Annotated in this window: 22 protein-coding genes; 11 read left to right on the top strand and 11 right to left on the bottom strand. The window is 59.8% G+C overall.

The genetic code is table 11. From position 1 onward, the window contains the following. Window positions 1-388: 388 nt before the first annotated feature. Window positions 389-622: a hypothetical protein gene (locus R5R73_RS09405; RefSeq protein ID WP_071230112.1), complete on the bottom strand. Its 234-nt coding sequence runs from the start codon at window positions 620-622 to the stop codon at window positions 389-391. 761 nt (window positions 623-1,383) lie between these two features. On the opposite strand from R5R73_RS09405, the gene R5R73_RS09400 reads away from it, so the two are divergent. The 6 genes from R5R73_RS09400 (at window position 1,384) to R5R73_RS09375 (ending at window position 7,474) form a co-directional block, all read left to right on the top strand. Continuing rightward, entirely contained in the window at window positions 1,384-2,712 is a 1,329-nt protein-coding gene (locus tag R5R73_RS09400; protein WP_322529506.1) for a FliC/FljB family flagellin, read from the top strand. A 225-nt stretch (window positions 2,713-2,937) separates the two neighbouring features. Next, entirely contained in the window at window positions 2,938-3,840 is a 903-nt protein-coding gene (locus tag R5R73_RS09395; protein WP_322529505.1) for a hypothetical protein, read from the top strand. Window positions 3,841-3,891: 51 nt separating this feature from the next. Further along, a complete protein-coding gene (locus R5R73_RS09390; RefSeq protein ID WP_322529504.1) occupies window positions 3,892-5,217 on the top strand; it encodes a tetratricopeptide repeat protein in 1,326 nt (441 codons plus the stop codon). Between the two features lie 36 nt (window positions 5,218-5,253). After that, window positions 5,254-6,213 carry a hypothetical protein gene (locus tag R5R73_RS09385; RefSeq protein WP_322529503.1) on the top strand — a complete coding sequence of 320 codons (960 nt, stop codon included), beginning with the start codon at window positions 5,254-5,256 and terminating at the stop codon, window positions 6,211-6,213. A gap of 34 nt (window positions 6,214-6,247) precedes the next feature. After that, window positions 6,248-6,706: a glycerol-3-phosphate cytidylyltransferase gene (tagD, locus tag R5R73_RS09380; protein ID WP_322529502.1), complete on the top strand. Its 459-nt coding sequence runs from the start codon at window positions 6,248-6,250 to the stop codon at window positions 6,704-6,706. 528 nt (window positions 6,707-7,234) lie between these two features. Next, on the top strand, window positions 7,235-7,474 hold the full coding sequence (locus R5R73_RS09375; protein WP_322529501.1) for a hypothetical protein: 240 nt from the start codon (window positions 7,235-7,237) through the stop codon (window positions 7,472-7,474). Here R5R73_RS09375 and istB read toward each other — a convergent pair. After that, window positions 7,432-8,205: an IS21-like element helper ATPase IstB gene (gene istB / locus R5R73_RS09370; protein ID WP_322527534.1), complete on the bottom strand. Its 774-nt coding sequence runs from the start codon at window positions 8,203-8,205 to the stop codon at window positions 7,432-7,434. The genes R5R73_RS09375 and istB overlap by 43 nt on opposite strands. Further along, entirely contained in the window at window positions 8,198-9,721 is a 1,524-nt protein-coding gene (istA, locus tag R5R73_RS09365; protein WP_416221188.1) for an IS21 family transposase, read from the bottom strand. The genes istB and istA overlap by 8 nt, the downstream gene beginning before the upstream one ends. A gap of 58 nt (window positions 9,722-9,779) precedes the next feature. Here istA and R5R73_RS09360 point away from each other — a divergent pair, with 58 nt between their 5' ends. From R5R73_RS09360 to R5R73_RS09350, 3 genes are all read left to right on the top strand, one after another. Further along, the gene (locus tag R5R73_RS09360; protein ID WP_322529500.1) at window positions 9,780-11,153 is read left to right on the top strand and encodes a flagellin; all 1,374 of its coding nucleotides are present in this window, start codon (window positions 9,780-9,782) and stop codon (window positions 11,151-11,153) included. Window positions 11,154-11,319: 166 nt separating this feature from the next. Then, entirely contained in the window at window positions 11,320-11,556 is a 237-nt protein-coding gene (locus R5R73_RS09355) for a hypothetical protein (protein ID WP_322529499.1), read from the top strand. Between the two features lie 508 nt (window positions 11,557-12,064). After that, window positions 12,065-12,457 carry a flagellar protein FlaG gene (locus R5R73_RS09350; protein ID WP_322529498.1) on the top strand — a complete coding sequence of 131 codons (393 nt, stop codon included), beginning with the start codon at window positions 12,065-12,067 and terminating at the stop codon, window positions 12,455-12,457. 250 nt (window positions 12,458-12,707) lie between these two features. On the opposite strand, the gene R5R73_RS09345 is transcribed toward R5R73_RS09350, so the two are convergent. Further along, window positions 12,708-13,103, bottom strand: coding sequence for a hypothetical protein (locus R5R73_RS09345; RefSeq protein WP_322529497.1), 396 nt, complete (start codon window positions 13,101-13,103; stop codon window positions 12,708-12,710). Window positions 13,104-13,172: 69 nt separating this feature from the next. Between R5R73_RS09345 and R5R73_RS09340 the strand changes: the two genes are divergently transcribed. Beyond that, window positions 13,173-15,011: a SulP family inorganic anion transporter gene (locus tag R5R73_RS09340; protein WP_322529496.1), complete on the top strand. Its 1,839-nt coding sequence runs from the start codon at window positions 13,173-13,175 to the stop codon at window positions 15,009-15,011. Here the strand turns inward: R5R73_RS09340 and R5R73_RS09335 are convergent. Further along, a complete protein-coding gene (locus R5R73_RS09335) occupies window positions 15,000-16,208 on the bottom strand; it encodes an AGE family epimerase/isomerase (RefSeq protein WP_322529495.1) in 1,209 nt (402 codons plus the stop codon). The genes R5R73_RS09340 and R5R73_RS09335 overlap by 12 nt on opposite strands. Before the next feature lie 295 nt (window positions 16,209-16,503). On the opposite strand from R5R73_RS09335, the gene csiR reads away from it, so the two are divergent. Then, complete coding sequence (gene csiR / locus R5R73_RS09330) at window positions 16,504-17,205, top strand: DNA-binding transcriptional regulator CsiR (RefSeq protein WP_322529494.1); 702 nt, start codon at window positions 16,504-16,506, stop codon at window positions 17,203-17,205. Window positions 17,206-17,257: 52 nt separating this feature from the next. On the opposite strand, the gene R5R73_RS09325 is transcribed toward csiR, so the two are convergent. The 6 genes from R5R73_RS09325 to R5R73_RS09300 all read right to left on the bottom strand — a co-directional run bounded on the left by R5R73_RS09325 (window position 17,258) and on the right by R5R73_RS09300 (window position 25,800). Further along, a complete protein-coding gene (locus tag R5R73_RS09325) occupies window positions 17,258-18,511 on the bottom strand; it encodes a CaiB/BaiF CoA-transferase family protein (RefSeq protein WP_322529493.1) in 1,254 nt (417 codons plus the stop codon). Window positions 18,512-18,516: 5 nt separating this feature from the next. Continuing rightward, window positions 18,517-19,695: an acyl-CoA dehydrogenase gene (locus R5R73_RS09320; RefSeq protein ID WP_322529492.1), complete on the bottom strand. Its 1,179-nt coding sequence runs from the start codon at window positions 19,693-19,695 to the stop codon at window positions 18,517-18,519. A 232-nt stretch (window positions 19,696-19,927) separates the two neighbouring features. Then, window positions 19,928-21,604: a thiol reductant ABC exporter subunit CydC gene (gene cydC / locus R5R73_RS09315; protein WP_322529491.1), complete on the bottom strand. Its 1,677-nt coding sequence runs from the start codon at window positions 21,602-21,604 to the stop codon at window positions 19,928-19,930. Continuing rightward, window positions 21,601-23,334 (bottom strand): thiol reductant ABC exporter subunit CydD, encoded by a 1,734-nt coding sequence (gene cydD / locus R5R73_RS09310; RefSeq protein WP_322529490.1) that lies wholly within the window; start codon window positions 23,332-23,334, stop codon window positions 21,601-21,603. The genes cydC and cydD overlap by 4 nt, the downstream gene beginning before the upstream one ends. Before the next feature lie 47 nt (window positions 23,335-23,381). Continuing rightward, window positions 23,382-24,383, bottom strand: coding sequence for a cytochrome d ubiquinol oxidase subunit II (gene cydB, locus R5R73_RS09305; protein WP_322529489.1), 1,002 nt, complete (start codon window positions 24,381-24,383; stop codon window positions 23,382-23,384). A gap of 4 nt (window positions 24,384-24,387) precedes the next feature. After that, window positions 24,388-25,800, bottom strand: coding sequence for a cytochrome ubiquinol oxidase subunit I (locus tag R5R73_RS09300; protein WP_322529488.1), 1,413 nt, complete (start codon window positions 25,798-25,800; stop codon window positions 24,388-24,390). Window positions 25,801-26,243 lie beyond the last annotated feature (443 nt).

Here is a 26,243-nt window from a genome sequence, read left to right as displayed (position 1 = left end):
CGATGCCCGAGCGGCAGGCGCCATTCCCTGTCTGGAGCCACCGCAGCGCCTGGAGCCACCACCGCCGCTGCCTTGGCTTCACCGCATCCCTGGCGCATGACAGCAAAGCGACTGCTCGATGGTTTCTTCACCACGAATTCAGTAGAACGAGCAAAACAGAGAACCGCATGGCGCTGCGCTGGTTTTATCTCATGGTCTTCCTCAACGCCGTTATCTCTCGTTTCCCGTTAATATCCTGACGGCAGACAATCCGGCTTGATAACCTATCGATAACAAGACATGCACCAGTAAAGACACTGAGCGCCTCGGCAGTCTCAGAAAGAGTTAAAACCCAGTTTAAAACCGACCCGCCGTCATCGAAACAAGCCATCTCGCCGGATAATGAGACTTATCGAATTCTCTTGTACTCCAGTAACGTGCTCAGCATTTCATGCACACAGCTCTGGCTCAACGCGTACTCGGCCATCAGGCTGTGCAGGCGTTCCTCGAACGCCGGAAGCGTATTTTCCGGCTCCGCCTCTACCGATCGACCGGATCGAGACCCACCGTCGAGATCACGGAGCGCCTGGGCAAAAGCATCATCGAGTTCACGAAACTTACGGAGTTTTTCACGTTCATCCATCGTGCGAGGCATAATAATTAATTGGGATCCTGAAAAATGACCCGAAACGGGCCGCAACAAGCCTGATTAATAAATAGTTTTGACTAGCATAGAACGGAATGAATAATTTGCTGCTGAAAAATAATCGATGACTATCCAAAGAGCCAGCCTAGTCTAGCCAAACTCGCCTCAAAAATCACCAAAGCCGCCCCCGTTCAGGCAGGCCAGTGAATCTCATTCCGCCTCGGCTATCAAGCCCAGGCGGGGCGGAGGGAAAGCCGTTGACGTAACCATCGCCCGCCCCTCCAGCCCGCTCGAGGTTCTACGGGCCGGATCAATGCCCGCCAGCAGTTGTATCGACTCTGAAGTCAACGACGGCACCACGAAGCATCATTACGGAAGCCGGCAGGTTCCCGGAGATCGAACGCCACCGGAGCCGAGCGCCATACGATGAAGCGGCACATCGCTATCGTTCGGCGCCAGCCCGCTATAAGTTCGGCGCTGGCATTGCGCCTACCACACGGGGCGTGGCCGAAGGCAGTGCTATCGAAGGGGCCTCCTGCGCCCCGCTTCACGCCAGGCAGCCAGGCACTTCTCGAAGGCCGAATCCATGCTGCGCACACGAACATCAAAAATTTCTCAAATGGGCCTAAAGCAAATTTGGGTAGCGCCGATAACAGGGGTAACGGCCACGGGGCCGTTGCAGCAGGATCCGGCATTACCTGCCATCGCGCAGCGGATCAGGCCCAAATTGCCCTCTCATGTGAGAAAGGAATACGACAATGGCAGTTATCAATACCAACATCACCTCGCTGATTGGTCAGCAGAACCTGAACAAGTCGCAGTCTTCCCTGCAGACAGCGATGGAGCGTCTTTCTTCCGGTTCGCGCATCAACAGCGCCAAGGACGACGCCGCCGGCCAGGCCATCGCCAACCGCATGACCAGCCAGATCACCGGCCTGACTCAGGCACAGCGTAACGCCAACGACGGTATCTCCGTCGCCCAGACTGCCGAAGGCGCGCTGAACCAGATCAACGATAACCTGCAGCGCGTCCGTGAATTGACGGTTCAAGCGCAGAACGGTACCAACTCCGCGTCTGATCTTGAGTCGATCCAGAACGAAATCAGCCAGCGTCTCGGTGAAATCGACCGTATTTCCGAGCAGACCGATTTCAACGGCACCAAAGTACTGGACGGCTCCAAAACCACGATCGATATCCAGGTCGGTGCAGATGACAACCAGGTCATCTCTATCAATCTGAAGAAAATGGACTCGACTTCTTTGGAACTGGGTACTTTCAGTGTTGCCAAGGGCATCAATACGAGCGCCGTAGCGGCTTCAGCCATTACCACCACGGCCACCGGTTCGAGCTCGGTTGCTCTTACCTCTTCTGTGGCCAGTGGGTTCACTAAGCCCAGTGCAGATACAACTTCTGCGGGTAGCTTTGGTAGTTTCTACACTGATGGCTCCGGCAATTATTATGTCCAGTATACTGGCGATGCCAGTGCCGCTGGCGGCTCGGCTGACGGCTACTACGCGGTCAACGTTTCTTCCGCTGGCGTAGTGAGCCTGGGCGCCCTTCAGAGCTCTGTCACTAGCGCTGGCCTCACCTCGACGTCCACAGCAACATACAGTGGCTCTACAACTTCAACATCTCTTTCAGGTGCGGATGTAGACGCCGGTAATGTCTTTGCCTACAGCGGTACTGAAGAAGGTGCGCCCGAATACGTCATCAAGGATTCTTCCGGTAGCAGCGGCCCGGTCTACTACGAGGCTGTTATTGCTGACGACGGTAGCGTAACTCGTGGTGGGAAGCTTGCTACGCAGCTTCCCACCGATGACCCGCTTGCCGCATTGGATAAGGCTTTGAGCAAGGTAGATGATCTGCGTTCGGACCTGGGTGCCATCCAGAACCGTTTCGATTCTGCCATTACCAACCTGAGCACTTCCACCACTAACCTGTCTGCCGCTCGTTCACGTATCGAAGACGCCGACTACGCCGTCGAAGTCTCCAACATGACTCGCGCCCAGATCCTGCAGCAGGCCGGTACTTCCGTCCTGGCCCAGGCCAACCAGGTGCCGCAGTCAGTACTGTCTCTGCTCGGCTAATCAAGCCAGCAACCAAAGAGGCGATCCCTCTTTGGCAGTTGACAGAAAAGGCCCCCGATTGGGGGCCTTTTTTTGGCATCCAGGGCATGGAAAAAGCCCTACCCTACAAGCCAAAGAACTGACGTTACAGGCGTTGCCGGAAAACATACGAATAGCGGCTTCACTGCGTCATACAGGCCTATTTCGTCAAGCCAATAGAAAGCTTACCAGATGGAGCGACACCCCATGACCGGGCTATCTGTCACCACTACAGAGACGTCATTCAATTGGCGCCTCAATGGCCGGATCACGGTGCTCGACAATGGCGCCCGGCTTCCCCAGCAGGATGATTTCCTGGACCTGATGGCTCTCAATGCCTTCAGCATCATCGCCTTCGATCCGGCTAGCCGCCTCCACGACCAGGAAGGGCTAACAGACCTCGATGAGTTCCAGCTCTTTCCGCATGTGACGCTAGGCAATGGCGAGCCAGCAACATTGTTCGCCTGCCTGGATGCCGAGCTGAGCGGCACGCTGGAGCCGTTACCGCCTGAGCGCTTGCCGCAAGCGTCAAGGCTGGGGGCACGCCTGCTATCCAGCATTCCTGTCAACAGTATTGCGCTCGATGCTATCGAAGGGCTAAACAGTATTGACTGGCTATTGCTGGATGATCTCAACGATAGCCTGACCATTCTGAAACATGGTGAAACCGCACTGAAAGATGCGCTGCTCTTTCAGGTACGCCTGCCCTTTTCACCCACACATCAGAAACAGCCGGATTTTGCACGCGTCAACCAGTGGATGACCCGCCACGGCTTTCGCTTCTATCGGCTCAATAATGTAAATTATCAAAGCCATTTGCCAACGGACATCGAGCTCGAAAGACAGCAAGCCACCCAAATGACGTGTGTCGATGCCCTGTTCATACCGGACAATGACCTTATAGCGACATTACCCGCAGAGCGCCTGGAAAAGCTGGCATTCCTGCTGGACACCATTTTCGATATTCATGACTTTTCATACCAAGTGCTAAACCAGAATGATCCAAAAAGAGCAAGAGACTATCTAATCTCACGCGGTTACATCAGCCGTTATCACGAGGAAGAAGATACTTTCACTCTGACAGCGGCTTATAGCCCCGTACCCTGGTAATCCAGAGCCTTTAGATAACTCAACGCATTCGTCATTCAGGAATCAATGCACATGAGCAAGAGAAAGTCATCACGCCCGACACCGCCCCGGTCCAAGCATCAGAACGCGATCGAAGCCTATAAACAACGCGCGCGTGTATTGGCGCGTGACAGTCAACCAGATGCCGCCATTCAGGTTTACAAGCAAGCTGCCGGCCTGGCGCCTAAAGACGCAACTCTTTATTTTGAGCTAGGAAAGCTACAGGTAGAGAGACGGCAAATCCGTGAAGGCATCACCCATCTCGAAAAAGCGCTGGAAATCGCGCCTAATTTCATACCTGCCCTTATCGAACTGGGGCAAACGCATAGCAAGCATAACAATCTGGAAAAGGCTCTTCCTCTTTTAGAACACGCCCTGGAGCAAGCCCCGAATAACCCTCCGGTACACCTCGTTTATGGTGCGGCCATGCAAAAACAGGGAAAGTTGCCTGAAGCCATCGAGCACTTTCGACGTGCACTCGAATTGAGGCTTGGATACCCGACCAACAATGATAACCCTCCCGAGAAAAAACAGGACTTCGACAAGCCGGCAACCGAAGAACTGATGTGGGATACCCTGACCCTGCTCGCAAAATCAGGCATCCATGCCTTCGCCTCGTACGGCACCCTGTTGGGGCTGGTACGGGAAGGCGGTCTTTTGCCTTTCGACAAGGACATCGACTTCGGCATTCCTCACAGCGAAATGGAAAAAGCCTGCCAGTGCCTGGAAAGTAACGGCTGGATTGATCTAAAAATGGCGCATATAACCAATCCTCGGGCGTTCATTCACCCAGTCAAGGAGGTTACGCTAGATCTCTCCGGATTCGTGGTCGACCCACAAACCAACGAGACATTCACCGGCTTCTGGATGGATAACATCCCTTATGAATGGAGCCGCAATACAAAGTATGTTGAGATCAACCTACAAAAAGACGCCTCCCCCACCGGCCAGCCTATTTGGTCTTTGAAAGAGCCGGAGACCTGGCTCGAGACGATCTATGGTGAATGGACAATATCCGACCCTTATTTTGATACGGTTATTGCCGCCAAGAATTTATGTGGCTTTTCCTTGCTAACGCAATGCTATGCCTTTTCACGCATTTTTTCTCATTGGGAAAAAGGTAACTTGAAGAAAGCTCTAGCCACGGCCGAGCACACTTTAAACCACTTACCAAATGACGAGTTGGTAAAACGGGTTAAAGCCCATATAGAAGCTGCTTTGCCAGGAGAGATGCATGCGAGTCATGAGTCCAGGAATAACTACAGTGGCAAAAGCTCTGAGACCGCATTCAACGTATTAGACGAAAACTTTGGCGCCGCATTTGATGAGGCCGCCGCCAAAAATTTAAACTTTGATTAGACGTCAAAAATCAAAGCAATAATGCTAGGCTGAAAAATGAAAGCGATACTACATTGTGGCACATTTAAAACCGGTTCCACAACCATTCAAAACACCGCCTATTACAATCGAGGCGCTTTGCGCAAGAGCAACATAATCTATCCCAGCACAGGGATAGACCTCAGAGCAGAGAAAGACAATGGGGAAATAGGCTTTCGCCATTCTAGGTTTGCTTACGAGTATGGTAGTAGTAATTATTCACAGTTACTAAAACAGCTCGGCAAGGAAATTGACAAAGCGAACTGTAGCACACTATTCATATCTGCAGAGCCTTGGTCCAATCCAAGGACTGCTTATAGCTTAAATTCAATGGTGGAACACCTTAAAAAAGTTGGTTTCACAGAAATACGCGGAATGGTTTTTATCCGTAATATACATGACTACATGGTTAGGCATTACCGTGAATGGGTTCGACGCCATGGCGCCTCCCAAAATTTCTCAGAATATATTATTGCCCAGAAGTTTTTTTTTGACTACCTCACCATTTGCAAAAATATCACTAAAGCGCTTCAAGGCAATGTAGGTTTTTTAAACTTCGACAAAATCAGCGATGTTAACGAGTTCACTTTTAGTCAACTCGATGTCGATTACCATAGCCTAAAATTACCACCTAGGGCCAATGAAGGGCTGTCTTGTATTGATGTGGAAATAATTAGAATACTAAATCAGTACGGCCTTAGAATAAACGACTTGCCCGATAGCGCTAGTTTGCTTAGCAATTTTGGGTTATGCGCCCATGAAAATGCTTTTTCTGAAAAGCTTCCCTCTGGACTTATGGATATATTCGATTCGAAATATATTCGAGAGTTTTCATCTCTCACTGGCATTCAGGAATCAGAAAGCAAAGAGATATTTAAAAACAGGGAGAAACCAGGCATTGATATCTTGACCGCCTCTCCCATACTGGAAAAAGTAACTCTCGAATGGCTTAAACTCAAGAAAATTGGGGCTGCTTGAAAATACACAGCTATTCAACGGATAAATATAGATTATGAAAACCGTTATAACCTATGGCACCTTCGACTTGCTTCACGTGGGGCATATCCGGCTTCTCAAACGTGCCCGTAGTTTAGGTGACAAGTTAATCGTCGGATTATCCACAGATGCGTTTAATGCTAAAAAGGGTAAAAATGCCATTTTCAGTTATGATGCTCGCCGAGAAATTCTCATGGCGTTACGTCTGGTTGACGATGTTTTTGCCGAGGAGGACTGGGAACAAAAGCGGCGAGATATTCGTCAGCATAACGCGCAAATTCTAGCGATGGGCGATGATTGGGCAGGGAAATTTGATGAGCTTTCGGATATAACCGAAGTGGTTTATTTGCCAAGGACGGAAGCCGTTTCTACAACAGAGATAAAAACGGTAATAAGCAAAATCACAGAAGAGAAACTGCAAACTCTGGACCGAGCTATAGAGCATATCGCTAAAATTTCAAAAGAACTCAGGTAACCGCTGGCCGGCAGATAGCGCTGAGTAGCGAATTCATAACACTCCCGATTTATTCAGCTCGCCTGCTAGCCCAGCTACCGCACGTTGGTATCATTGGTCAAACCGCCGATGCCCGCTGCTCGTTCTTTTTGCAGCCGCTTGGTTTTACCCTGTGCGGCAGATACCGATTTTAATCACGGTGTCATATAGCAGAGAGCCTGACGAGATCATGCTTTGCTGTAATGCCGGATCATCGCTCGTAGTGCCTGGACCTGGCCCAGCGGCTCGAGCCGGTGCCGCTAGATGTATTCCAAAGATACCATTGACGCGTCAATACTCCTCCAGCACGTTTCCAGCCGACCATGCATAAAGTCGGTTCGCAACCCCGGCCCTGGACGAACTACCGTCGTTCGACCAATCGCTGGGGCTGGGTTACAGGCGAACCCAGGGTTAGCCGTTCCCCCTTCTCGTAAATCACGCTAAAGAATGCCGTCATGCAGCCGATGATATCAGAATGCCTCCCTATTTCTCCCGGAGCCAGCGCTCGACATGTCGGTCATCAATACCAATCTTCTTTCCCTCAGGGCCCAGCAGAATCAGGGGCGGGCTTCGAATGGGCTTTCTACCTCGCTAGAGCGTCTGGCTTCTGGCCTGCGCGTCAACGGTGCCAAGGATGATTATGCGACGTCAACTACTTTGGCCGCTTGGCGACAATTAAAATGGCCGGTTGGGTGGGGTAGTTGTCGTCAGTCCGACGACCCAGCTTTTCCTCCTTGTAATTGTCGTTGATAAGCACGCTTACGGTAGCTCTCCCCGCTCAGCTCCATCAGCGTGGCGTGGTGCACCAACCGGTCGATGGCGGCCACGGCCATCATGCTGTCGGGGAAGATACTGTCCCAGGCGCTGAACGGCTGGTTGGCGGTGATGATCAGGCTGGCCGACTCGTAGCGATGGGCGATCAGCTCGAACAGCACTGACGTCTCGGCCTCGCTGCGTTGGACGTAGCCGATATCGTCGATCACCAGCACGGCGTACTTGTCGAGCTTGATCAGGGCGTCGCTCAGGCGCAGTGCCTGCTTGGCAGCCTGGAGCTCCTGGACCAGGCTTGAGGCGGTGGCGTAGCGCACCCGGTAACCCTGGTCGACCAGCGTATGCCCGAGCCCGGCCGCCACGTGGCTCTTGCCGACGCCGGAGGGCCCAAACAGCAGCAGGTTGTGAGCCTGGTCGACCCACTGCGTGTCGCCGGCCAAGGCGCTCAGTTGCTGGCGCTGCTCGGCCGCGATGGCGTCGAACTCGAAGGACTCCAGCGTCTTGCCCACCGGCAGCCGGGCCTCCTTGAGGTGCCGGGCCAGCCGGCGTCGCTCACGCTCGGCCAGCTCGTGCTCGCATAGGGCGGCCAGTGTTTGTGGCAGGCTCCAGTTTTCGGCTCGGGCGCGGGTTTCCAGCTGGGGCCAGCAGGCGGCCATGGTGGGCAGGCGGAGCTGTCGCAGTAGCAGCGGCAGCGTCTGGGCATCAGGCATGGCAGCACACCTCTGTGGTCGGCACGCTGGGCACCAGATGGTTGTAGCTGGCGATGTCATGCTGAGTCACCTGGGGGAAAACCAGCGTGGCGCTCGGCGTGGCGGCGAAGCGGGCCTGGAGCTCGGCCAGCGTCGGGCTCTTCCCGCGCGCCAGGGCGCCCAGCCAGTAACTGGCGATCGCCTCGGCCTGGTCCTGCTCGGCGGCCAACGCCAGAGCGCCAACGATGCGCTTGCAGGCCTCGGCGACCGGCAAGGCGGCGGTCAGCCGGGCGTACAGCTCGCGCCACTCCGCACTCGGCAACAGGTCGTCGCGGAACGTCAGCCCCGCCAGCGCCCGGGGCTTGCGGACCAGCCAGCCGATCACATGGCGGTAATCGATGACCCGCAACCGGCCGCTTTCCGGCGTGGCATGCAGCCGCCTCAGCGTCAGCAATGCTTGCTGTGCGTGATGCAGCACCAAGCGATCATCGTAAAGGTGCACCCGCAGGTTCTCGCCGATCAGCCGGGACGGCACCGAGTAGAGCACCTTGCGCACCTGGATGGTGCTGGAGGTAGTGACGCGCACCGTCACCTCGCTGTAGTCGGTACCGGGCCGGCTGGGCAGTGGCTGCAGCGCGCCACGCTCGACGGTGATCCGGGCCGCGTTGCGGCGGTTGATCGCGGTGGTCACCTCATCGAGGAAGGCCTGGTAGTCATCGAGGCTAGCGAAGTCCTGGGAGCCGCGCAGCGTCAGGCGCTGTTGCAGGCGCCGCTTGAAGTGGCCATGTGGCGACTCGATGCTGGCGTTTTCATGGCCGCGCCCTGGGTTATTACGGGTGGCCGTCATGCCGTAGTGAGCGCACAGGGCAGCATAACGCTCGGTGAGGTCGGCTTCCGCCTCCCGGCCGAGGTTGCGGAAGGCCGCCGACAAGCTGTCGGTGCGGTGCTCCGCGGGGACACCGCCAAGCCGCTCCAGCGCACGGGTCAGGCCTTCAGCCAGCGCCGGGTAGCTCTCGCCACCGAGCACCACCCGGACATAACACCAGCCGCTGTAGGCCAGGCGGAAGTGGTAGAGCCGGTGATCAAGCAGCTCCCCTGCCACGGTAATGACAATCCCCTTGAGCTCGGTGAAGTCGGAGAGGCCGCGCAGCCCGGGGCCATGGGTTTGCGGGAACATTACCTCTTTCTCCGGGCCGTGCGCGGCTCGCCAGCCCTTGACCCGGCGCTGCAGGGTTCGCAGCAGGCTGTCCGGGTACTGGCCGGGGTGCTGCTCCTGCAACCACTCCAGCAGGGTCAGTGCCTGCAAGCCCGGGGCGGCGGCCAGCTGGGGGACGAGCGTGGTCTCCCACACATCGGCGAAGGGGTCGGGCCGGGTTCGCCAGTGCCGTGATGCCGGCGGCTCGGAGGACTCGGCCCGGCGTTCGAGGCGGCGAGCGGTTCTGACGGAGAGGCCGGCCTTGGCGGCGGCGACCTCCTGGGTCTGGCCTTGTTGACGTTGCGACATATAGAGCGTGACCTGTTGGCTGGTGACCGCCATACCGGCTCCCTGGTGGGTCGGGACAAGCGGTCAAGCTTAGGGCAACCGGTCACAGTAGTTGTCGTCGGCCGGCCAGAGTAATTGTCGCTCTATAGATGATGCCGCTGGGCAGGCCATTGCCAACCGGATGGAGTCGAATCTGCGGGCGAACGATCAAGTCACGAAGGGCATCAATGATGGCATCAGTCTGATGCAGACCGCCGAGGGTGGGCTGGATGGCATCAACGATCTACTGCAACGTGGCCGCCAGCTTGCAGTGCAAGCCGCCAATGACACGCTATCTGGCAATGATCTCGATGCCATTCAAAAAGAATTCCTGCAGATCTCGGAAGAAGTCGACCGCATTGCCATGGAGACCGAGATTTTTGGCAAGCACCCCTTGGCACCCACGGAACAACGGCAGCCCGTCACTCAGTTGGGTAATACACAAACCATCAAGAACGCTTTGCAGGTTCCAAAGGGCGCTTGGGACTCGGGTCGCACCTCGGGTACCGACCCCATCGGCTTCATTCCCACGGGTACCAAAGGTTTGACCATTGAGATCGATTCCATTGGTGCCGACGATGATATTCAACTTTTCACGCGTAACGGTACGCATCTCGTCGGTACACCGTTGGTCGAGGGAAATACCAGCAGCACCGATGCGACTTGGCAAGGGCGCTCCATTACGACGGAGCAAGAGCTGGAGGACGACCTTCTCAACGAAAGCAATGGGTTCAACGATCAGGTCGCGTACGATAGTAGCCTCTTGTATGACGACCCCGCCGCATATGACGCTACCCAGGGCGAGACGCGCACGGTCTCGGGGATGACGGTGACCTATACAGGCGACGGAGACTGGTACGATGCCAACATCAATAATGGCACCAACGAGCAGTTGCCCGTGTCGGGAGCCAACACCACGACCGAGAGGGTGATCATCGATGAAGTCAATGAACCTCTTTTTCTCGCAGTGGTGGGAAGTGGCTCGTATAACCTGAAAATTGACTGGGATAGCATGCCGGATGGCCCTCCCGAACATCCACTGGGAACGCCCACGGATATCGTGATGAGCGCTAATTATGGTGGAGAGGTGGATAAAGTCACCATCGCGCCAACGCCGGCTGATAGCCAAACTCTGGGCCTGGATAATGTTAATTTGACGACCAGCCGTGGCGCGGGACTTGCCCTCGACATCTTCGATCAGGCCATCGGCAGGATAGACGGTTACCGTAGTGAGTACGGCAGTCTCATCAACCGCTTCGACAGCGCTATCGCGAACATCGGCACGCAGCAAATCGCTACCTCCGCCGCGCAATCGCGGATCATGGACGCCGACTATGCGACAGAAGTCTCCAACATGACTCGTGAGCAGATCCTGCAGCAGGCTGGCACCTCGGTTCTGGCCCAGGCCAACCAGGTTCCGCAAGGCATTCTGTCTCTACTGCAATGATTTATTAGACGAAGTTTAATTAGGGCTCAAAGGCCGGCGCAAGCCGCCCTTTTGCCTTCTGCTCTCGACTGCCGATCAGACGATAAAACGCATCTTTAATCAGGCCAATGGCTGGCGCTTCTGCATGGTTTCATGCGCCCAAACTCGCCGTTTCCAGGTAGCATCAATGACAATAGAAGACTACGAATTCGTGTTGGCAGAGCTGCAGCGGCTCGTCGACGACGCCAAGTCGCTGATGACGAAATTCGAAGCCACGGGATCGAACCAGCAAATGCCGGGTGAATACCACACGCTGCATGAACTCTATGCCCGGGCGGTGAAGGCTCAAAAGCGTTATACCCATGAGGCATTGGATCTCATCGAATCCGACACTTCGGCACTGGAAAATTTTAATTTTAATTAAATCATATCAATTTCAATAAACAGTACGCACCTGCCGATTCGGCGCCCTATACTCTTTTTATTCTCTTTATATGCTCTAGGTTTTGTCTGAAAAGTCGTCGAGCGAAGGTCAGACAAGGCAAAAATCGGTGAAAAGACGGAGTTTACGCGGTGTAAATGAGTACTTTGAGCCGATTTTTAACGCCGTATGGCCGAGCGCAGGCAGTTTTCAGACAAAGCCTAGGCCTCCTTCCTCACTTCAGAATTCCTCTTCACTGTCGATAACTCCAGTAATCATTTGTCTTCACCGTCTCTGCGCCAGCGCGCGAGGGGTGATGGCAAACTGCATCGGCACGCTCGAAGGTATTAATCGTGCTGGTTTGCAGGCGATTGACGATGGCGAAGTCGCTTCCCGACGGGTGGTTCGAATCAGCAGCCGGTATCAGGGGGAGCCGGGCCATCGTGTATGGCGTTCGTAGCATCAGCGCGGTATTCCGACATTCTGGTTTGATCCTTCGAGGAAGATAGTCATGCCTAACCCCGTCGATATGGCGACACTCCATCTGAACCTGTCATCGAACAGCTCATCCCAGCAGCGGCTCGACATTCTGCTCAACGACACGGAGCGAATGCCGAAGCCGACGCTCGAACAGAATGGCGATACCCCTGTTGCCGATTCAGCGTCTGTCTTCAGCGGCCAGTTGTCCGACAGAGTCGATGAGCTCAACGAAGTCATGCGGCAGTATGGCCTGCGCTTCGAGCTGAGCGAGTTCGACAGCCGTGTCATCACCAAGGTGGTGGACAAGGAGACCGGTGACGTCATCCGGCAGATTCCGGCGGAGGAGGTGTTGCGGATTGCCGAGGCGTTTTCCGGCCATTTTTCCGGGGATCTGGGAAGAGGGTTGGTCGACGCTTCGGCATGACCGCGACGCCCTTCTTCAAACGTCCGCCGGCCAGGCTTCCATTGCTCTGGCGTCTCGATGCCTGGGTAGCGTTTCATGCGCGGTGCGTCTCATGTGCGGTGCGTCAGAAGCGCTCAAGTTTCCGCAAAACAGACCGATATTCGCTGGCATACGGCGCTCATCTTGCAGCGCCTGACCTGCCCTGACCCAAACGGCCATTCCAAGTATGCCTATTTCGCGAGACCGCTCCCCACTGAGCACTGACGGCAAGCTATTCGCCCGAGACCTCGTTCACGATCTGATTCCCAAACTCAAGACGACGCAAAATCTCGTGAACGATACGCTTCGCGTTAGAGTTGCAAAGGCTGGCAATGACGACGAACGCAGCCACTACCAGCTTCTGCAGCAGGAATTCGAGCTGGAAATCATGATGATCAACATGAACCTGGAGCACCTGCTGCAACGCTACGCTCAGGAAATCCGGGATGTCGCCGAATCTGACGGGAGCCTGACCGGCCCCATGCTGGAACTGGATCGACATGAACGCTTTGCCATCGATAGCGCCAGGAAACTCTATGAGCGGGCGCGGGCCATCCAGACCGCCTGACGGCGCGTGGAGCGCGGCCGACCGGCCCCCCTTCTGCGGCTTGATGCGTCCGACTTGCATGCGCCAGCCTTGAAGCGCACCATTTATCGTTTCGAACGATAAGCTTATGCAAGGGAGTTACATAGCACGATGAGCCTTTGGCGCCGACTGAGGGGAACCGACACCCGAGAGCAGATCCATTTCCGTGCTCGTCTGGCACGTTATTTTCCGATCATCAGCTGGGCGCCCTATTACAACCGCCACCTCCTCAACGAGGATCTGGTGGCATCCCTCATCGTCACGCTGATGGTGATCCCTCAGGCGCTGGCCTATGCCATTCTCGCCGGGCTGCCGGCGATTACCGGCCTCTACGCCAGCATGCTGCCACTGATTCTCTACTCGATCTTCGGGACCAGCCGGACGTTGGCCGTCGGGCCGATGGCGATCGTTTCGCTGATGACGGCCGCCGCGCTCTCGCCGCTGTTCGCCAGCGGTACGGCGGCTTACAGCCAGGCCGCGACGACGCTTGCCATGCTTTCGGGTCTGGTGCTGGCCGTCATGGGCCTGCTGAAGCTCGGTTTCTTCGCCAATTTCCTCAGTCATCCGGTGGTTTCCGGCCTGCTCACGGCTTCCGGTGTGCTGATTGCCGCCAGCCAGTTCGCCAGCCTGATCGGCGTCGGCGGTTCGGGCTTCACGCTGATCGATCAGTTGGCCCATCTGTTGACCCACCTGAACGACGTTCACTGGCCGACTCTGATACTGGGCGCCTCGGCGCTGGTGTTCCTGCTGCTCATGCGCCGGGCCGGCCCCGTGTTGCGGAAGATGGGGCTGCGTGCCGGCGTCGCGACGTTCATCGTGCGCCTGGGGCCGGTCATGGCGGTCGCGATCACGACGCTGATTTCCTGGTCGCTGGATCTGCCGGCGCTCGGGGTGGATGTCGTCGGCCACATCCCCGCTCACCTGCCGCCGCTGAGCCTGCCATCGTTCGATCCGGGTCTGCTGCGCGACCTGTTGCTGCCTGCGTTCCTGATCAGCGTGGTGGGGTTCATCGAGTCGGTCTCGCTGGCGCAGATGCTGGCGGCGCGCCGGCGCGAGCGCATCTCGCCGGATCAGGAGCTGGTGGGCCTTGGCACCGCCAACCTCGCGGCGGCCTTCACCTCCGGCATGCCGGTGACGGGTAGCCTGTCGCGCACGGTGATCAACTTCGATTCGGGCGCCCGCACGCCAGCCGCGGGGGCATTCGCGGCGCTGGGCGTCGGGTTGGTGATCCTGTTTCTGACCTCGCTGATCGCCTACCTGCCTATCGCGACTCTGGCAGCCAGCATCATCGTTTCGGCGATGACGCTGGTCGACCTGCCCGGCCTGAAGCGGACCTGGCACTATTCCCGCAGCGACTTCGCCGCGATGCTGATCACGATCGTGCTGACGTTCGTCGAGGGCGTGGAAGCCGGCGTGATGGCCGGTGTCGGCGTGTCGCTGGCGCTCTATCTCTATCGCACCAGCCGGCCGCACACGGCGGAAGTCGGCCGGCTGCCGGGCACGGAGCATTTCCGCAACATCCAGCGCCACGAGGCGGAAGTCGACGACGAGATCGCCCTGCTGCGCGTCGACGAAAGCCTCTACTTCGCCAACGCCCGCTATCTCGAGGATACCGTCTACGGCCTGCTGGCCGATCGCGCCAACCTGAAGCATCTGGTGCTGATCTGCTCGGCGGTGAACCTGATCGATGCCTCGGCGCTGGAAAGTCTGGAGGCGATCAATGCCCGCCTGAAGGATTCGCAGGTCACGCTGCATCTGGCGGAGGTGAAAGGGCCGGTCATGGATAGACTCAGCAAGAGCGACTTCCTGGAGCACCTGACCGGGGAGTCCTACCTCAGCACCTTTTCGGCATGGACCAACATCCGCCATCGGCTCGACGATGAACGGGCCGCGCTTCTGGCGTCGAAAGCGTCGTCGACCGGGACGGCTTCCGAAACCTCAGGCCGATGACGCTGCCTGCCGCTCGCCATGCTGGCGCCGCATGATCGGCAGAATGTCGCAACAGGCGCCGAGAGTCTGGCAGTCGGTCTTGGGGGCCGGGCTCTTCTCTCTGGAATAGCGGCGGTTGTCCGGCGTCAGAATCCGATACCAGGCGCCGTACTCGTGATCGATCATGTGCTGCCAGCAGTAATTGGCGATCTTGTCGTACCAGCGCCAGTAGCGGGCTTCGCCCGTCAGTTCGCCAAGCATCGCGGCGGCGGCGAGGCTTTCGGCCTGCACCCAGTACACCTTGTCGCGATTGAGAAACTGGCGGTTGAAATCCACGCCGTAGACCAGCCCGCCGTATCGGGTATCCCACCCTTTCTCGACCGCTTCGATGAACAGACGCTTGGCCGTGGGGATCAACCAGGTCTCTCTCGGGCAATGTCGCGAAAGCACCACCATCAGCCTGGCCCAGGTGGTCTGATGCCCGATCTGGAAGCCCCAGGGGCGAAACAGGTCGTCGGGCTGGTCGCGGTGGTAATCGAAATCGGGGTGCCAATCGCGGTCGTAATGCTCCCAGAGCCAGCCATCCCCCATCGGCGCGAGCTTATGCCACAGCGTCCGCGCGATATTCAGCGCCCGCTCCAGAAAGGCCGCATCGCCGGTCGCGTCGAAGGCGCCGATCAACGCCTCGCAACTGCGCAGATTGGCGCTCTGGCCACGGTAGCCGGTCAGCTGCCACTGGTCGTCCGCTTCGGCAGCGTACAACTGTCGGTGGGGCTCGAAAAAACGCCGGGTCTGTAACGCATGCACGCGGTCAAGCCCGGCTCGGGCTTCGGCAATTCCTGCCTTCAGGGCCGTGGCGTAGGCCAGCATGACCGAGGCTAGCCCGTAGCAGTGCTGGGTGGTGTCATCGGGTTTGCCGTTGTCCAGCGTCCAGGCATAGCCCTGGGTGCGGGTCTGGTAATGGCTTTCTTCCAGAAACTTCAGCCCGTGCCGCGCCCAACCCAGGTATTCCGGGTCGCCCGTCTGCATGGCATAGCGGGCATAGAGGATCACGTAGCCAACGCTGGAGACGAGATGCCGATGGTGACGGTTGTAGAGATGCCCATCGTCGGTGAGGTAGTGATGGAACCCCGCCTGAGGGTCGATACAGCGCGGGTGATAGAACGCCATGATCCTGGCGATGTGCTGCTCGATCTGGTGCGGTGTGGTCAGCGGCATGACGGACCTCCGTTCTATCGCAAACACTTCATCACGAACGTGCCTTGATCGGGCCTATCTCGTGATCGAGAACGACGCTTCGCCGCGAACGTCTCCCGATCGAGAACGACGCGAGCGTCTCTCACGACGAACCATGCGCCTAGCCGTGGCAACGTCGAAGTCTTCCTTGCCAGTCTGGTCGTCGGTCAGGCCCATCACAATGCGTCTCTCGTCGAGTGCCTTTTGGCTCGACACGGGCGTCGATATTTTTATTCAATATCGACATACGCTGAATGACACACCCATCGATTCCGACATGGCCCGAGACATGACCGCGATTCCCGACCGTTCTCCCACCGCGCTCGATGTCTATCATCGCCTGAAGGCGGACATCATTCGCGGCCTCTACGCGCCGCAGGAAAAGCTGCTGATGAGCCGGCTCAAGGCCCGCTACGACACCGGTGTCGGCCCCCTTCGCGAAGCGCTGACCCGGCTGATCGGCGAGCGCCTGGTCACCGGCATCAGCCAGCGGGGCTATCGGGTGGCGCCGATGTCGATTTCCGAGCTGGAAGCGATCTACGACGCGCGGGCGGAACTGGAAGGGTTGCTGATTCGGCTCGCCATCGAACGCGGCGATGACGAATGGGAAGCGACAGTGCTGGCACGTACCCATACCCTGGCCAAGGTTACCCGGGTGCAGGACGCCGACGAGATGCTCGAACGCTGGGATGCGCGCCATCAGGCGCTGCACGATGCCATGGTGGCGGGGTGCAGCTGCCTGCCGCTGCTGCAGTCCCGCGCGGCGTTGTTCGATCAGGCCCAGCGCTATCGCCACCTGTGGCTGCGCCAGACCGTCTTTTCCGAGCAGGCGCTCGCCGAGAAGCAGCGCGAGCATCAGGCGCTGCTGGACACGATCCTGACTCGCGACGCCTCCGCCGCCAGTGTGCTGATGCGGGAGCACCTGATGACGCCGGTGCCGATCATCCGGGAGCGGTTGCAGGAACAGGGCTGGGTTTAAACGTCTCTGGTTTAAACGTCTCTGGATTCAAGCGGCCCGGAGCCTTCTCCGATCAGGCAATCGCGCCGGTGCGACGTAGATCGGCCAACGCCTCGGCATCCAGCGCCAGCCAATCGCTCAGCACGCTCTCGGTGTGCTCGCCCAGTCGCGGTGGCGAATGCGGTGAGGTCATCCGCTGACCATCCAGCGTGATCGGGTTGGCGACCAGCCGCGCACGGTGGCCGTCGCTCATGGTGCGCTCCACCACCATCTCCCGGTGGCGCACCTGCGGGTCGTCGAACACCTGATCGAGCGTATTGATGGGGCCGCAAGGCACGCCGTGGGCTTCCAGCAGCGCGAGCCACTCGTCCCTCGGCCTGGCGATCAGGCGTTCTCTCAAGCGCGCGACAAGAAGCTCGCGATGAGCGACCCGCTGGGCGTTGGTGGCGAAGCGCGGGTCCGCCGCCCATTCGCTCTCCCCCAGCGCCTCGCAGAGATGCCGGAACTGGGTGTCGTTGCCCACGGTGACGATGAGATGGCCGTCCGATGCGGCAAAGGCCTGATACGGCACGATGTTGGGATGCGCGTTGCCCATGCGCTGTGGCGTCTGCCCACTGGTCAGGTAGTTGAGCGCCTGGTTGGCGAGCACGCCGACCTGAACGTCCAGCAAGGCCATGTCGATATAGCCGCCTTCGCCGGTGGCGTCCCGTCGGCGCAGCGCCGCGAGGATGGCATTGGCGGCGTAGAGCCCGGTGAAGATATCGGTGATCGCGACGCCCACCTTCATCGGCTCGCCGCCGCGGTCGTCGGGTTCGCCGGTCAGGCTCATCAACCCGCCCATGCCCTGAATCAGGAAGTCGTAACCGGCACGGCCGGCGTAGGGCCCGTCCTGGCCGAAGCCGGTGATCGAGCAGTAGACCAGCTCCGGCTTGAGCCTTTTGAGGCTGGCGTAATCGAGCCCGTAGGCGGCCAGCCCGCCGACCTTGAAGTTCTCGATCACCACGTCGGCCTTCGTTGCCAGCCGGCGTACCAGCTCCTGCCCCTCGGCCGTCGAAAGATCGATGGCAACCGAGCGCTTGCCGCGATTGGCGCTGAGAAAATAGGCGGAGGCTTTCGTCTCCTGCTCCGTACCCGGTGTCGATTCCGGCTCTGCGTCTTCCAGCCACGGCGGCCCCCAGGCACGGGTATCGTCGCCCTGCCCTGGCCTTTCGACCTTGACCACCTCCGCACCGAGATCCGCGAGTTGCTGCGTGCACCAGGGGCCAGCCAGCACCCGCGAGAGATCCAGCACCTTGAGCCCGGCCAGTGGCTGGGTAACGTCGCTCATCGCGCTCACCCGAACGCCTGGATGCCGGTCTGGGCGCGGCCCAGGATCAGAGCGTGGACATCGTGCGTGCCCTCGTAGGTGTTGACCGTCTCCAGGTTGATCATGTGGCGGATCACGCCAAATTCCAGCGAGATGCCGTTGCCGCCGTGCATGTCCCGCGCGACGCGGGCGATGTCGAGCGCCTTGCCGCAGTGATTGCGCTTGATCAGCGAGATCATCTCCGGCGTCGCCTGGCCATCGTCCAGCAGGCGGCCGACCCGCAGACAGGCCTGCAGGCCCAGGGCGATTTCGGTCTGCATGTCCGCCAGCTTGAGCTGGACCAGCTGAGTCGCCGCCAGCGGCCGCCCGAATTGCTGGCGATCCAGCGTGTACTGACGCGCTGCATGCCAGCAGAATTCCGCCGCGCCCATGGTGCCCCAGCTAATGCCGTAGCGCGCCTTGTTGAGACACCCGAACGGCCCGCCCAGCCCGGAAGCGCCGGGCAACAGCGCCTCTTCCGGCACGAAGACGTCATCCAGCACGATCTCGCCGGTCACCGAGGCCCGCAACGATGCCTTGGCCTGAATGGTCGGCGTCGAGAAGCCCTCGGCACCGCGCTCGACCACGAAGCCCTTGATCTTGCCCTCGTGGGCATCGGATTTGGCCCAGACCACGGCGATATCGGCGATGGGGCTATTGGTGATCCACATCTTCTGGCCGCTGAGACGGTAGCCGCCTTCGACCTTCTTCGCCCGGGTCTGCATGCTGCCGGGGTCGGAGCCCGCATTGGGCTCGGTCAGGCCGAAGCAGCCCACCATCTCGCCGCTCGCCAGCTCGGGCAGGTAGCGCTGCTTCTGCGCCTCGGTGCCGTAGGCCTCGATCGGATACATCACCAGCGAGGACTGCACGCTCATGGCGGAACGGTAGCCGGAGTCGACCCGCTCGACCTCTCGCGCGATCAGCCCGTAGGCGACGTGATTGGCGCCAGCGCCGCCATAGGTCTCGGCCACCGTCGCGCCCAGCAGGCCCAACCCGCCCATCTCGCGCAGGATTTCGCGATCGAAGTGATCCTTCTCGAAGGCCTCTAGCACCCGCGGTTGCAGGCGCTCCTGACAATAGTCGCGTGCCAGTTGCTGAATCTGGCGCTCTTCGTCGCTGAGCTGCTGGTCGAACAGAAAAGGGTCGTCCCATTGGAAGGCGGACATGTCTTTGGCTCCTGGCACCGTCGATGCCGTTCGTGAGAAGCCACCACGATAGCGTCATTCATAACGTCGACACTATTGGCAAAATGTCTACGTTTTTAAGCATGACCAAGGAATAAGTAGACGCATAATCTATACAAAAGTAGATTTGGTGTTCACTTATGCCCCTCAGACCAGCTCCGGAATTCTTACTGTAAACGCAAAAACGCTGGTTTCGGTCGTCGAATAGCCGCTGCTAACCGAGGAGTTGTGCGCCATGTTGGCCCGGCACCAGCCGCCAGTAGCGATCGCAGCGGGGCAGTGCCGCTTCGTCGTGCCCCAGCAATAGCGTCGTGCGGCCGGCCAGCCAGGCGTCCAGTGTCTTTGCGAGCGACGCGGCGGTGGCGGCGTCCAGGCCGCTCAAGGGTTCGTCCAGGACCACCAGCGGCGAGTCGCGCAGCATCACCCGCGCCAGTGCGACCCGGCGGGCCTGACCGCCGGAAAGCTGACGCCCCTGCTCGCCGACCCAGGTTTCCAGCCCTTCCGGCAGCGCCTCCGCCCAGGCCTTGAGCTCGACGCGCTCGAGCGCATTCCACAGTTGCGCATCGCTGGCGTCCGGATCGCCCATTCGCAGGTTGGCGGCCAGGGTGTCGTGGAACAGCTCGCTGCGCTGGGTGAGATAGCCGATTCTGGCTCTCAGCGAGTCGGGTGCGAGCCCGGCAATATCCCGGTGATCGAATTCGACATGCCCACCCTGCGGGTCGAAGGCGCGCACGGCCAGCTGCGCCAGCGTCGACTTGCCGATCCCCGAGGCGCCGATGATGCCGATACGCTGGCCGGGGGCGAGGGAAAGACTCAGGCCGCTGAACACGACTCGCGCCCCGTGAGCGACCTCGACGTTTCGATAGTCCAGCGACGGCGCCGCGCCGCCCGAGGTCAAGCGCTCGCCGGTCAATGGCGTCTTCAGTTCGGCCTGAGCGTTGAGGCGCTCCGCCGCTCTCACCGTCGCGCCCAGTTGCGTGAACGCCATCGGCAGGTTGCCCAGCCCCTCGCTCACCGCGAGCGTTCCCAGCGCCAGCATCACCATGACCGGGCCGCTCACCTGGCCGCTACGAAAGGCCTCGAGCCCCAGCAGCAGCACGGCCAGCGTGGCCAGTTGGATTCCCACGGTGACGACGAGATTGCCCGTGGCCGTGCGCTGGCCGAGTCGGCGCTGATCGTCGAGCAGCGCCCGCTCTTCGCGATGCCAGAGCTCACGGTGGGCATCCAGCGCCCGGTAGCTGGTCAGTTCCGCCAGACCTTCGACCTGCTCGATGGCGCGGACACGCAATTGCTCCTGACGATCGACCCGGCGATGACTGGCTTGCCAGCCCCACCAGGCGCAGCCGGCGGTGGCAACCAGCCCCAGCGGCAACAGAATGGCTAGCAGGACGATTCCCGCGATGGGCAGAAACGCCGCCGCGAAGGCCGCGAACGCCAGGATGCTGATTAGCGCGACCAGCGGCGGCGCCAGCAGGCGCAGGTAGAGGTTGTCGAGGGTGTCGATATCCGCCGTCAGCCGGTTGAGCCACTGGGAAGCGCGTGCCCGTGCCAGCGTGCGCGCATCCAGGGTGACCAGCCTCGCGAACACGCGCCCGCGCAGATCGGCCAGCAGCCGCAATATCGTATCGTGATTGTAGAGCCGCTCCAGATAGCGACTGACCGTGCGCGAGACGGCGAAGAATCGAATCCCGCCCCCCGGCGTGAACACGTCCAGATAGCCCGAGGCGCTAACCGCCGCGATTGCCGTGGCGGTAATGAACCAGCCGGAGAGCGACAGCAGCCCCAATGCGCTGAGCAGCGTGGCGAGCATCAGCAGCGCCCCCAGCAGCAAGCGCCCGCGACGCTCGACCAGGATGCCGAGCCAGGGTCGCAGGGATAGCAGTGCTTTCATGAGTTCGTCTCCCGCGCATCGGCCGAGCGCTCGATCCGTGACAACCGGCCTTGTTCGATCGCGAAGACCCGACCGGCCATCGCCATGATCGCTGGATGGTGGGTGGCGACGATCAGGGTCCGCCCGCTCGCCGCCAGTTGCGTCAGCCCCGCGATCACGTGCTGTTCGGTTTCCGGGTCCAGCGCCGCCGTCGGCTCGTCCAGCAGCACCAGCCTGGCCTGGGAGAGAAACACCCGGGCCAGCGCCAGCCGCTGCCCTTCGCCACCGGAAAGCCCGACACCGCGTTCGCCCAGCGGCGTCTCGAGCCCGCTTGATGCCGATGCCAACCACTGGCCCAGCCCGGCCTGCGTCAAGGCGCTGCGCAATGCCTCGTCACTGGCATCGGGTGCGACCAGCCGCAGATTTTCGGCCAGCGTGCCCTGGATGATCAGCGGACGCTGATCCAGCCAGGCGATGGCAGGATCGCGGCGTACCTCGACCTCCCCCGCGCTCGGCGCGATGAACCCGGCGATCAGCTGCAGCAGACTGGATTTGCCGCTGCCGGATGGACCGATCAGCGCTACCACTTCGCCCGAATCGACACGCAGCGACAGCGGCCCGAGAATTCGCTCGCGCCCCGCATGGCGCAGTTCGACGTTCACGAGCTCGACAGCACCAGAAATGAGTTCACGGCTGGCCGTCTCGTCGGATCGGGCGCTTTCCGCAGGTGCGGTTTCATCGTCGGCATCCGGTTCGAGCAGTGCCACCAGCCCTTCGGCAGCCCCCAGGGCGGAGGCGCGATCGTGGTAGTGCTGAGAGAGCGTGCGCAGCGGCTGGAAGAACTCCGGCGCCAGCAGCAGGATGAACAGCCCGCTGAACAGATCGAGCTGCTCGGCCGGCCCGTACTGAATGTAGCCCAGCAGACCGAGACCGATGTAGATGGCCACGACGGCCACCGACACGGCAGCGAAGAATTCGAGCACCGCCGATGACAGAAACGCCACTCGCAGCGTCTTGAGGCTGCGCCGGCGATAGTCGTGGGCAACCTCGCTGACCTCTTCGACGCTGCGCTCGGCGAGCCCGAAGAGCTGAAGGGTCGCGATCCCCCGTACCCGATCGAGGAAATGACCGGAAAGCCGGGTGACCGCCTGGAACTGCGCTTCGTTGAGACGCTGGGCGCCCATGCCGATCAGCGCCATGAACAGCGGAATCAAGGGGGCGGCGATCAACAGCCAGATCGCCGCCAGCCAGTTGAGCCAGAACACCACGACGAGATAGATCAGTGGAATCAGCGCTGCCAACACCATCTGAGGCAGGAAGCGGGAGTAGTAGCCTTCCAGCGACTCGACCTGATCCACCAGTTGACTGGCCAGCCCCGCGCTATGGCGGGAAGCCAGGCGCACCGGCCCCAGTTGTTGTAGGCGCACCAGCAGGCGCGCCCTTACCTGCTGCTTGACCCGCAGGCCGCAAGCCTGACCGCAGACTTCCTGCCCCCATTGCGCCAGGGCACGGGCGGCAATGGCGATCACGATCAGCGCGACGCCGATGGCGACATCGTCCAGCGTGGCCTGGTTCGACACGACATCATCGACGACCCAGGCCAGTGCGCCCATCTGGATCAGGGTGGCGAGGCCCGCCAGCAGACCGCAGCCGACGGCGCCTCGATACCATGGCCGGACGCCGGCCGCTTGCTGCTTCAACCACTCTCTCGAAACGCTCGCACGTGAAGCGCTCGTACGTGAAGCGTTCATGCGTGACGCATTCGTGCGTGATAGACCTGCGGTTCGCCTCGCGGCACTCAATGGTAGCCCTCGCCCACACGAACCTTGCCGCGGAACACCCAATAGGACCACGCGGTGTAGGTCAGCACGATCGGCACCACGAACAGCACGCCAATCAGGATGAAGAACTGGGATTCCGGCGCCGAGGCGGCGTCCCAGAGCGTGTAGTCCGGCGGAATCACGTAAGGCCAGCGACTGACCAGCAGCCCCAGATAGGTGAAGATGAACAGGCCCAGTGTCAGCAGGAAGGCCAGGCCTTCACGCCGGCGGCGGGTCGCAACGTAGATGCCCACGGCACACAGCAGCGCCGCGAACGGCAGCAGCCAGATCACCTGAATATGGTCGAACCAGCGGTCGAACACGCCCGGGTCGATCCACGGGGTCCACAGGCTGACGACGAGGAAAACCGCCAGCACACCGATCAGCAGCTTGGGAATCAGACCACGCGCCCATTCACGAACGTGCCCTTCCGACTTCAGTACCAGCCAGGTCGCGCCCAGCAGGGTATAGCCGACCACCAGCCCGAAACCGGTCAGGATGGAGAAAGGTGTCAGCCAGTCGAAAGCGCCGCCGGTGTAGACACGATCGGCAGTCTCGAAACCCTGGATATAGGCACCCACCACGCAGCCCTGCGCGAACGCCGCGACGAACGAACCACCAGCGAAGGCGGCATTCCACCAGCCGCGCGTGCGCTTGGACTTGAAGCGGAATTCGAAAGCCACCCCGCGGAAGATCAGGCCCGCCAGCATCAGAAAGACACCCAGATACAGCGCCGGCAGCAAGATGGTGTAGACCAGCGGGAAGGCCGCGATGAGCCCGGCGCCACCCAGCACCAGCCAGGTTTCGTTGCCATCCCACACCGGCGCGACGGAATTCATCATCACGTCTCGGGCATCCTCGTCCGGAGCGAACGGGAACAGGATCCCCAATCCCAGATCGAAACCGTCCATCAGCACGTACATGATGACGCCAAAGGCGATGATGATGGCCCAGATCAGCGACAGATCGTACATTTCCATGGGCTTAACTCCTGGAAGACACTGTGGTGCCATCGAACGGCACATGGGAGGCGGACATCGGGCGCATGGGGCGATCGGCATCGTGGACTTCTTCATCGCCGCGAAGATCGTCCAGCCCCTGGCGTACGACCTTGAACAGGTAGTAGATACCGGCCCAGAAGATCACGGCGTAGACTGCGATATAGCCGATCAGCGTTGCCAGCACCATTCCGCCGGAAAGCGAAGGCGTGACGGCGTCGGCGTAGGAAAGAACGCCATAGACCAGCCACGGCGAGCGTCCGATTTCGGTCACGAACCAGCCGGCCAGCACTGCCACGAACGGCGCCAGGCTCATCCCCTGCAAACCGTGCAGGAACCAGCGCGACGTATACAGCCGCCCTCCCCGGCGCAGCACCAGGCCGGCGATGGCGAACGCGATCATCAGAATGCCCAGCGCGACCATCACGCGGAAGCTGTAGAACACCATCCACACCGGCTGCTGCTCTTCGACGGGAATCTCCTTGAGCCCCGGCACCACGCCGTCGGCGTCGTGACGCAGAATCAGGCTGGCGCCATTGGGAATGCCGATCTCGGCACGGTTGGCCTGGAGATCGCGATCCGGCAGCGCGAAAAGCAGCAACGGCACGTTGGACTGGGTTTCCCAGTTGCCTTCCATGGCCGCGATCTTCATCGGCTGATGCTCGAGCGTGTTCAGGCCGTGCTCGTCACCGACCCAAGCCTGCAACGGGGCCAGAATCAGCAGCAGCCACATGGTCATGGAAAGCGCTCGCTTGTGCGCTTCCACGTCACGGCGCCGCAGCAGGAACCAGGCACTGACGCCGCAGACCACGAAACCGCCGGTCAAGAACGCCGCCATCGCCATGTGCGTGAAGCGATACGGGAAGGAAGGATTGAAAATGGCCTCGATCCAGGAGGTGACATGCACCATGCCCTCGCGAATCTCGTAGCCCTGCGGCGTCTGCATCCAACTGTTGGTCGCCAGAATCCAGAATGCCGAGATGAAGGTACCGACCGCGACCATCAAGGCGGCGAAGAAATGCACCGATGGCGAGACGCGGTGACGCCCGAACAGCAGCACCCCGAGGAACCCCGCTTCCAGGAAGAACGCAGTGATGACCTCGTAGCTCAGCATCGGGCCGATGAAATTCGAAGCGAACTGGGAAAAGTTGCTCCAGTTGGTACCGAACTGAAACGCCATAACGATGCCGGAAACCACGCCCATGCCGAAGACGACGGCAAAGATCTTGGTCCAGAACAAACCCAGACGATCCCAGACCGTGTTGCCTGTCGCGACGAAGAGACCTTGCAACACCGCCACGTAGGAAGCGAGACCGATCGTGAAGACCGGAAAGATCGCGTGAAAAGAAACCACGAAAGCGAACTGCAATCGTGAAAGCAAGATAGGATCTAACGCCATGGCTGACTCCTCACGAGCGTTCAGGGCAGCGGTTCCCTCATGCCCCGACGGAAGGTGTTTCTTCGTTCTGTTTGCCCGTCGAACGGCCATTGCAGCCGTCGATGCTTAACATCGCTTTACATCATAAGGAAAGTGCTCCAGTCGGCCGCCGTGTCCCGATGTCGCATGCCAGCGTCGACCTTTCCCTTTTGCTCGCTAGACAACCTAGGCAATAGTGCCGGAAGGCGCCAGTGGCGAGGGCTTGCGGCCGGCCTTGAGGCTTGTCGAGTGCGACGTTCTGACCCTGGTGGAATTCATCTCTGCGACAATCTGTCAGCCTGACAGGACTGAATCGGCTTATCCGACCCGGTCCTCGCCCGCCTCGCTGGCCCACGCGGACTCCCTTATTCGTCGCGGCGTTCGCGAACCGGGCTCTTTCCGACGATAAGCAAACGTTTCGACGA

This window comes from Salinicola sp. LHM (assembly GCF_034479735.1).
In the GTDB taxonomy this organism is placed as follows: domain Bacteria; phylum Pseudomonadota; class Gammaproteobacteria; order Pseudomonadales; family Halomonadaceae; genus Salinicola; species Salinicola salarius.
The sequence above is the reverse complement of the archived record's forward strand: the minus strand, read 5'-3'. Positions and strand labels throughout refer to the sequence as shown.

Excerpts from the sequence above, each read along its gene's own strand:
- R5R73_RS09405 (WP_071230112.1), bottom strand. The coding sequence starts at position 622 with ATGGATGAACGTGAAAAACTCCGTAAGTTTCGTGAACTCGATGATGCT.
- R5R73_RS09400 (WP_322529506.1), top strand. The coding sequence starts at position 1,384 with ATGGCAGTTATCAATACCAACATCACCTCGCTGATTGGTCAGCAGAAC.
- R5R73_RS09395 (WP_322529505.1), top strand. The coding sequence starts at position 2,938 with ATGACCGGGCTATCTGTCACCACTACAGAGACGTCATTCAATTGGCGC.
- R5R73_RS09390 (WP_322529504.1), top strand. The coding sequence starts at position 3,892 with ATGAGCAAGAGAAAGTCATCACGCCCGACACCGCCCCGGTCCAAGCAT.
- R5R73_RS09385 (WP_322529503.1), top strand. The coding sequence starts at position 5,254 with ATGAAAGCGATACTACATTGTGGCACATTTAAAACCGGTTCCACAACC.
- tagD (WP_322529502.1), top strand. The coding sequence starts at position 6,248 with ATGAAAACCGTTATAACCTATGGCACCTTCGACTTGCTTCACGTGGGG.
- R5R73_RS09375 (WP_322529501.1), top strand. The coding sequence starts at position 7,235 with ATGTCGGTCATCAATACCAATCTTCTTTCCCTCAGGGCCCAGCAGAAT.
- istB (WP_322527534.1), bottom strand. The coding sequence starts at position 8,205 with ATGCCTGATGCCCAGACGCTGCCGCTGCTACTGCGACAGCTCCGCCTG.
- istA (WP_416221188.1), bottom strand. The coding sequence starts at position 9,721 with ATGGCGGTCACCAGCCAACAGGTCACGCTCTATATGTCGCAACGTCAA.
- R5R73_RS09355 (WP_322529499.1), top strand. The coding sequence starts at position 11,320 with ATGACAATAGAAGACTACGAATTCGTGTTGGCAGAGCTGCAGCGGCTC.
- R5R73_RS09350 (WP_322529498.1), top strand. The coding sequence starts at position 12,065 with ATGCCTAACCCCGTCGATATGGCGACACTCCATCTGAACCTGTCATCG.
- R5R73_RS09345 (WP_322529497.1), bottom strand. The coding sequence starts at position 13,103 with ATGCAAGTCGGACGCATCAAGCCGCAGAAGGGGGGCCGGTCGGCCGCG.
- R5R73_RS09340 (WP_322529496.1), top strand. The coding sequence starts at position 13,173 with ATGAGCCTTTGGCGCCGACTGAGGGGAACCGACACCCGAGAGCAGATC.
- R5R73_RS09335 (WP_322529495.1), bottom strand. The coding sequence starts at position 16,208 with ATGCCGCTGACCACACCGCACCAGATCGAGCAGCACATCGCCAGGATC.
- csiR (WP_322529494.1), top strand. The coding sequence starts at position 16,504 with ATGGCCCGAGACATGACCGCGATTCCCGACCGTTCTCCCACCGCGCTC.
- R5R73_RS09325 (WP_322529493.1), bottom strand. The coding sequence starts at position 18,511 with ATGAGCGACGTTACCCAGCCACTGGCCGGGCTCAAGGTGCTGGATCTC.
- R5R73_RS09320 (WP_322529492.1), bottom strand. The coding sequence starts at position 19,695 with ATGTCCGCCTTCCAATGGGACGACCCTTTTCTGTTCGACCAGCAGCTC.
- cydC (WP_322529491.1), bottom strand. The coding sequence starts at position 21,604 with ATGAAAGCACTGCTATCCCTGCGACCCTGGCTCGGCATCCTGGTCGAG.
- cydD (WP_322529490.1), bottom strand. The coding sequence starts at position 23,334 with ATGAACGCTTCACGTACGAGCGCTTCACGTGCGAGCGTTTCGAGAGAG.
- cydB (WP_322529489.1), bottom strand. The coding sequence starts at position 24,383 with ATGGAAATGTACGATCTGTCGCTGATCTGGGCCATCATCATCGCCTTT.
- R5R73_RS09300 (WP_322529488.1), bottom strand. The coding sequence starts at position 25,800 with ATGGCGTTAGATCCTATCTTGCTTTCACGATTGCAGTTCGCTTTCGTG.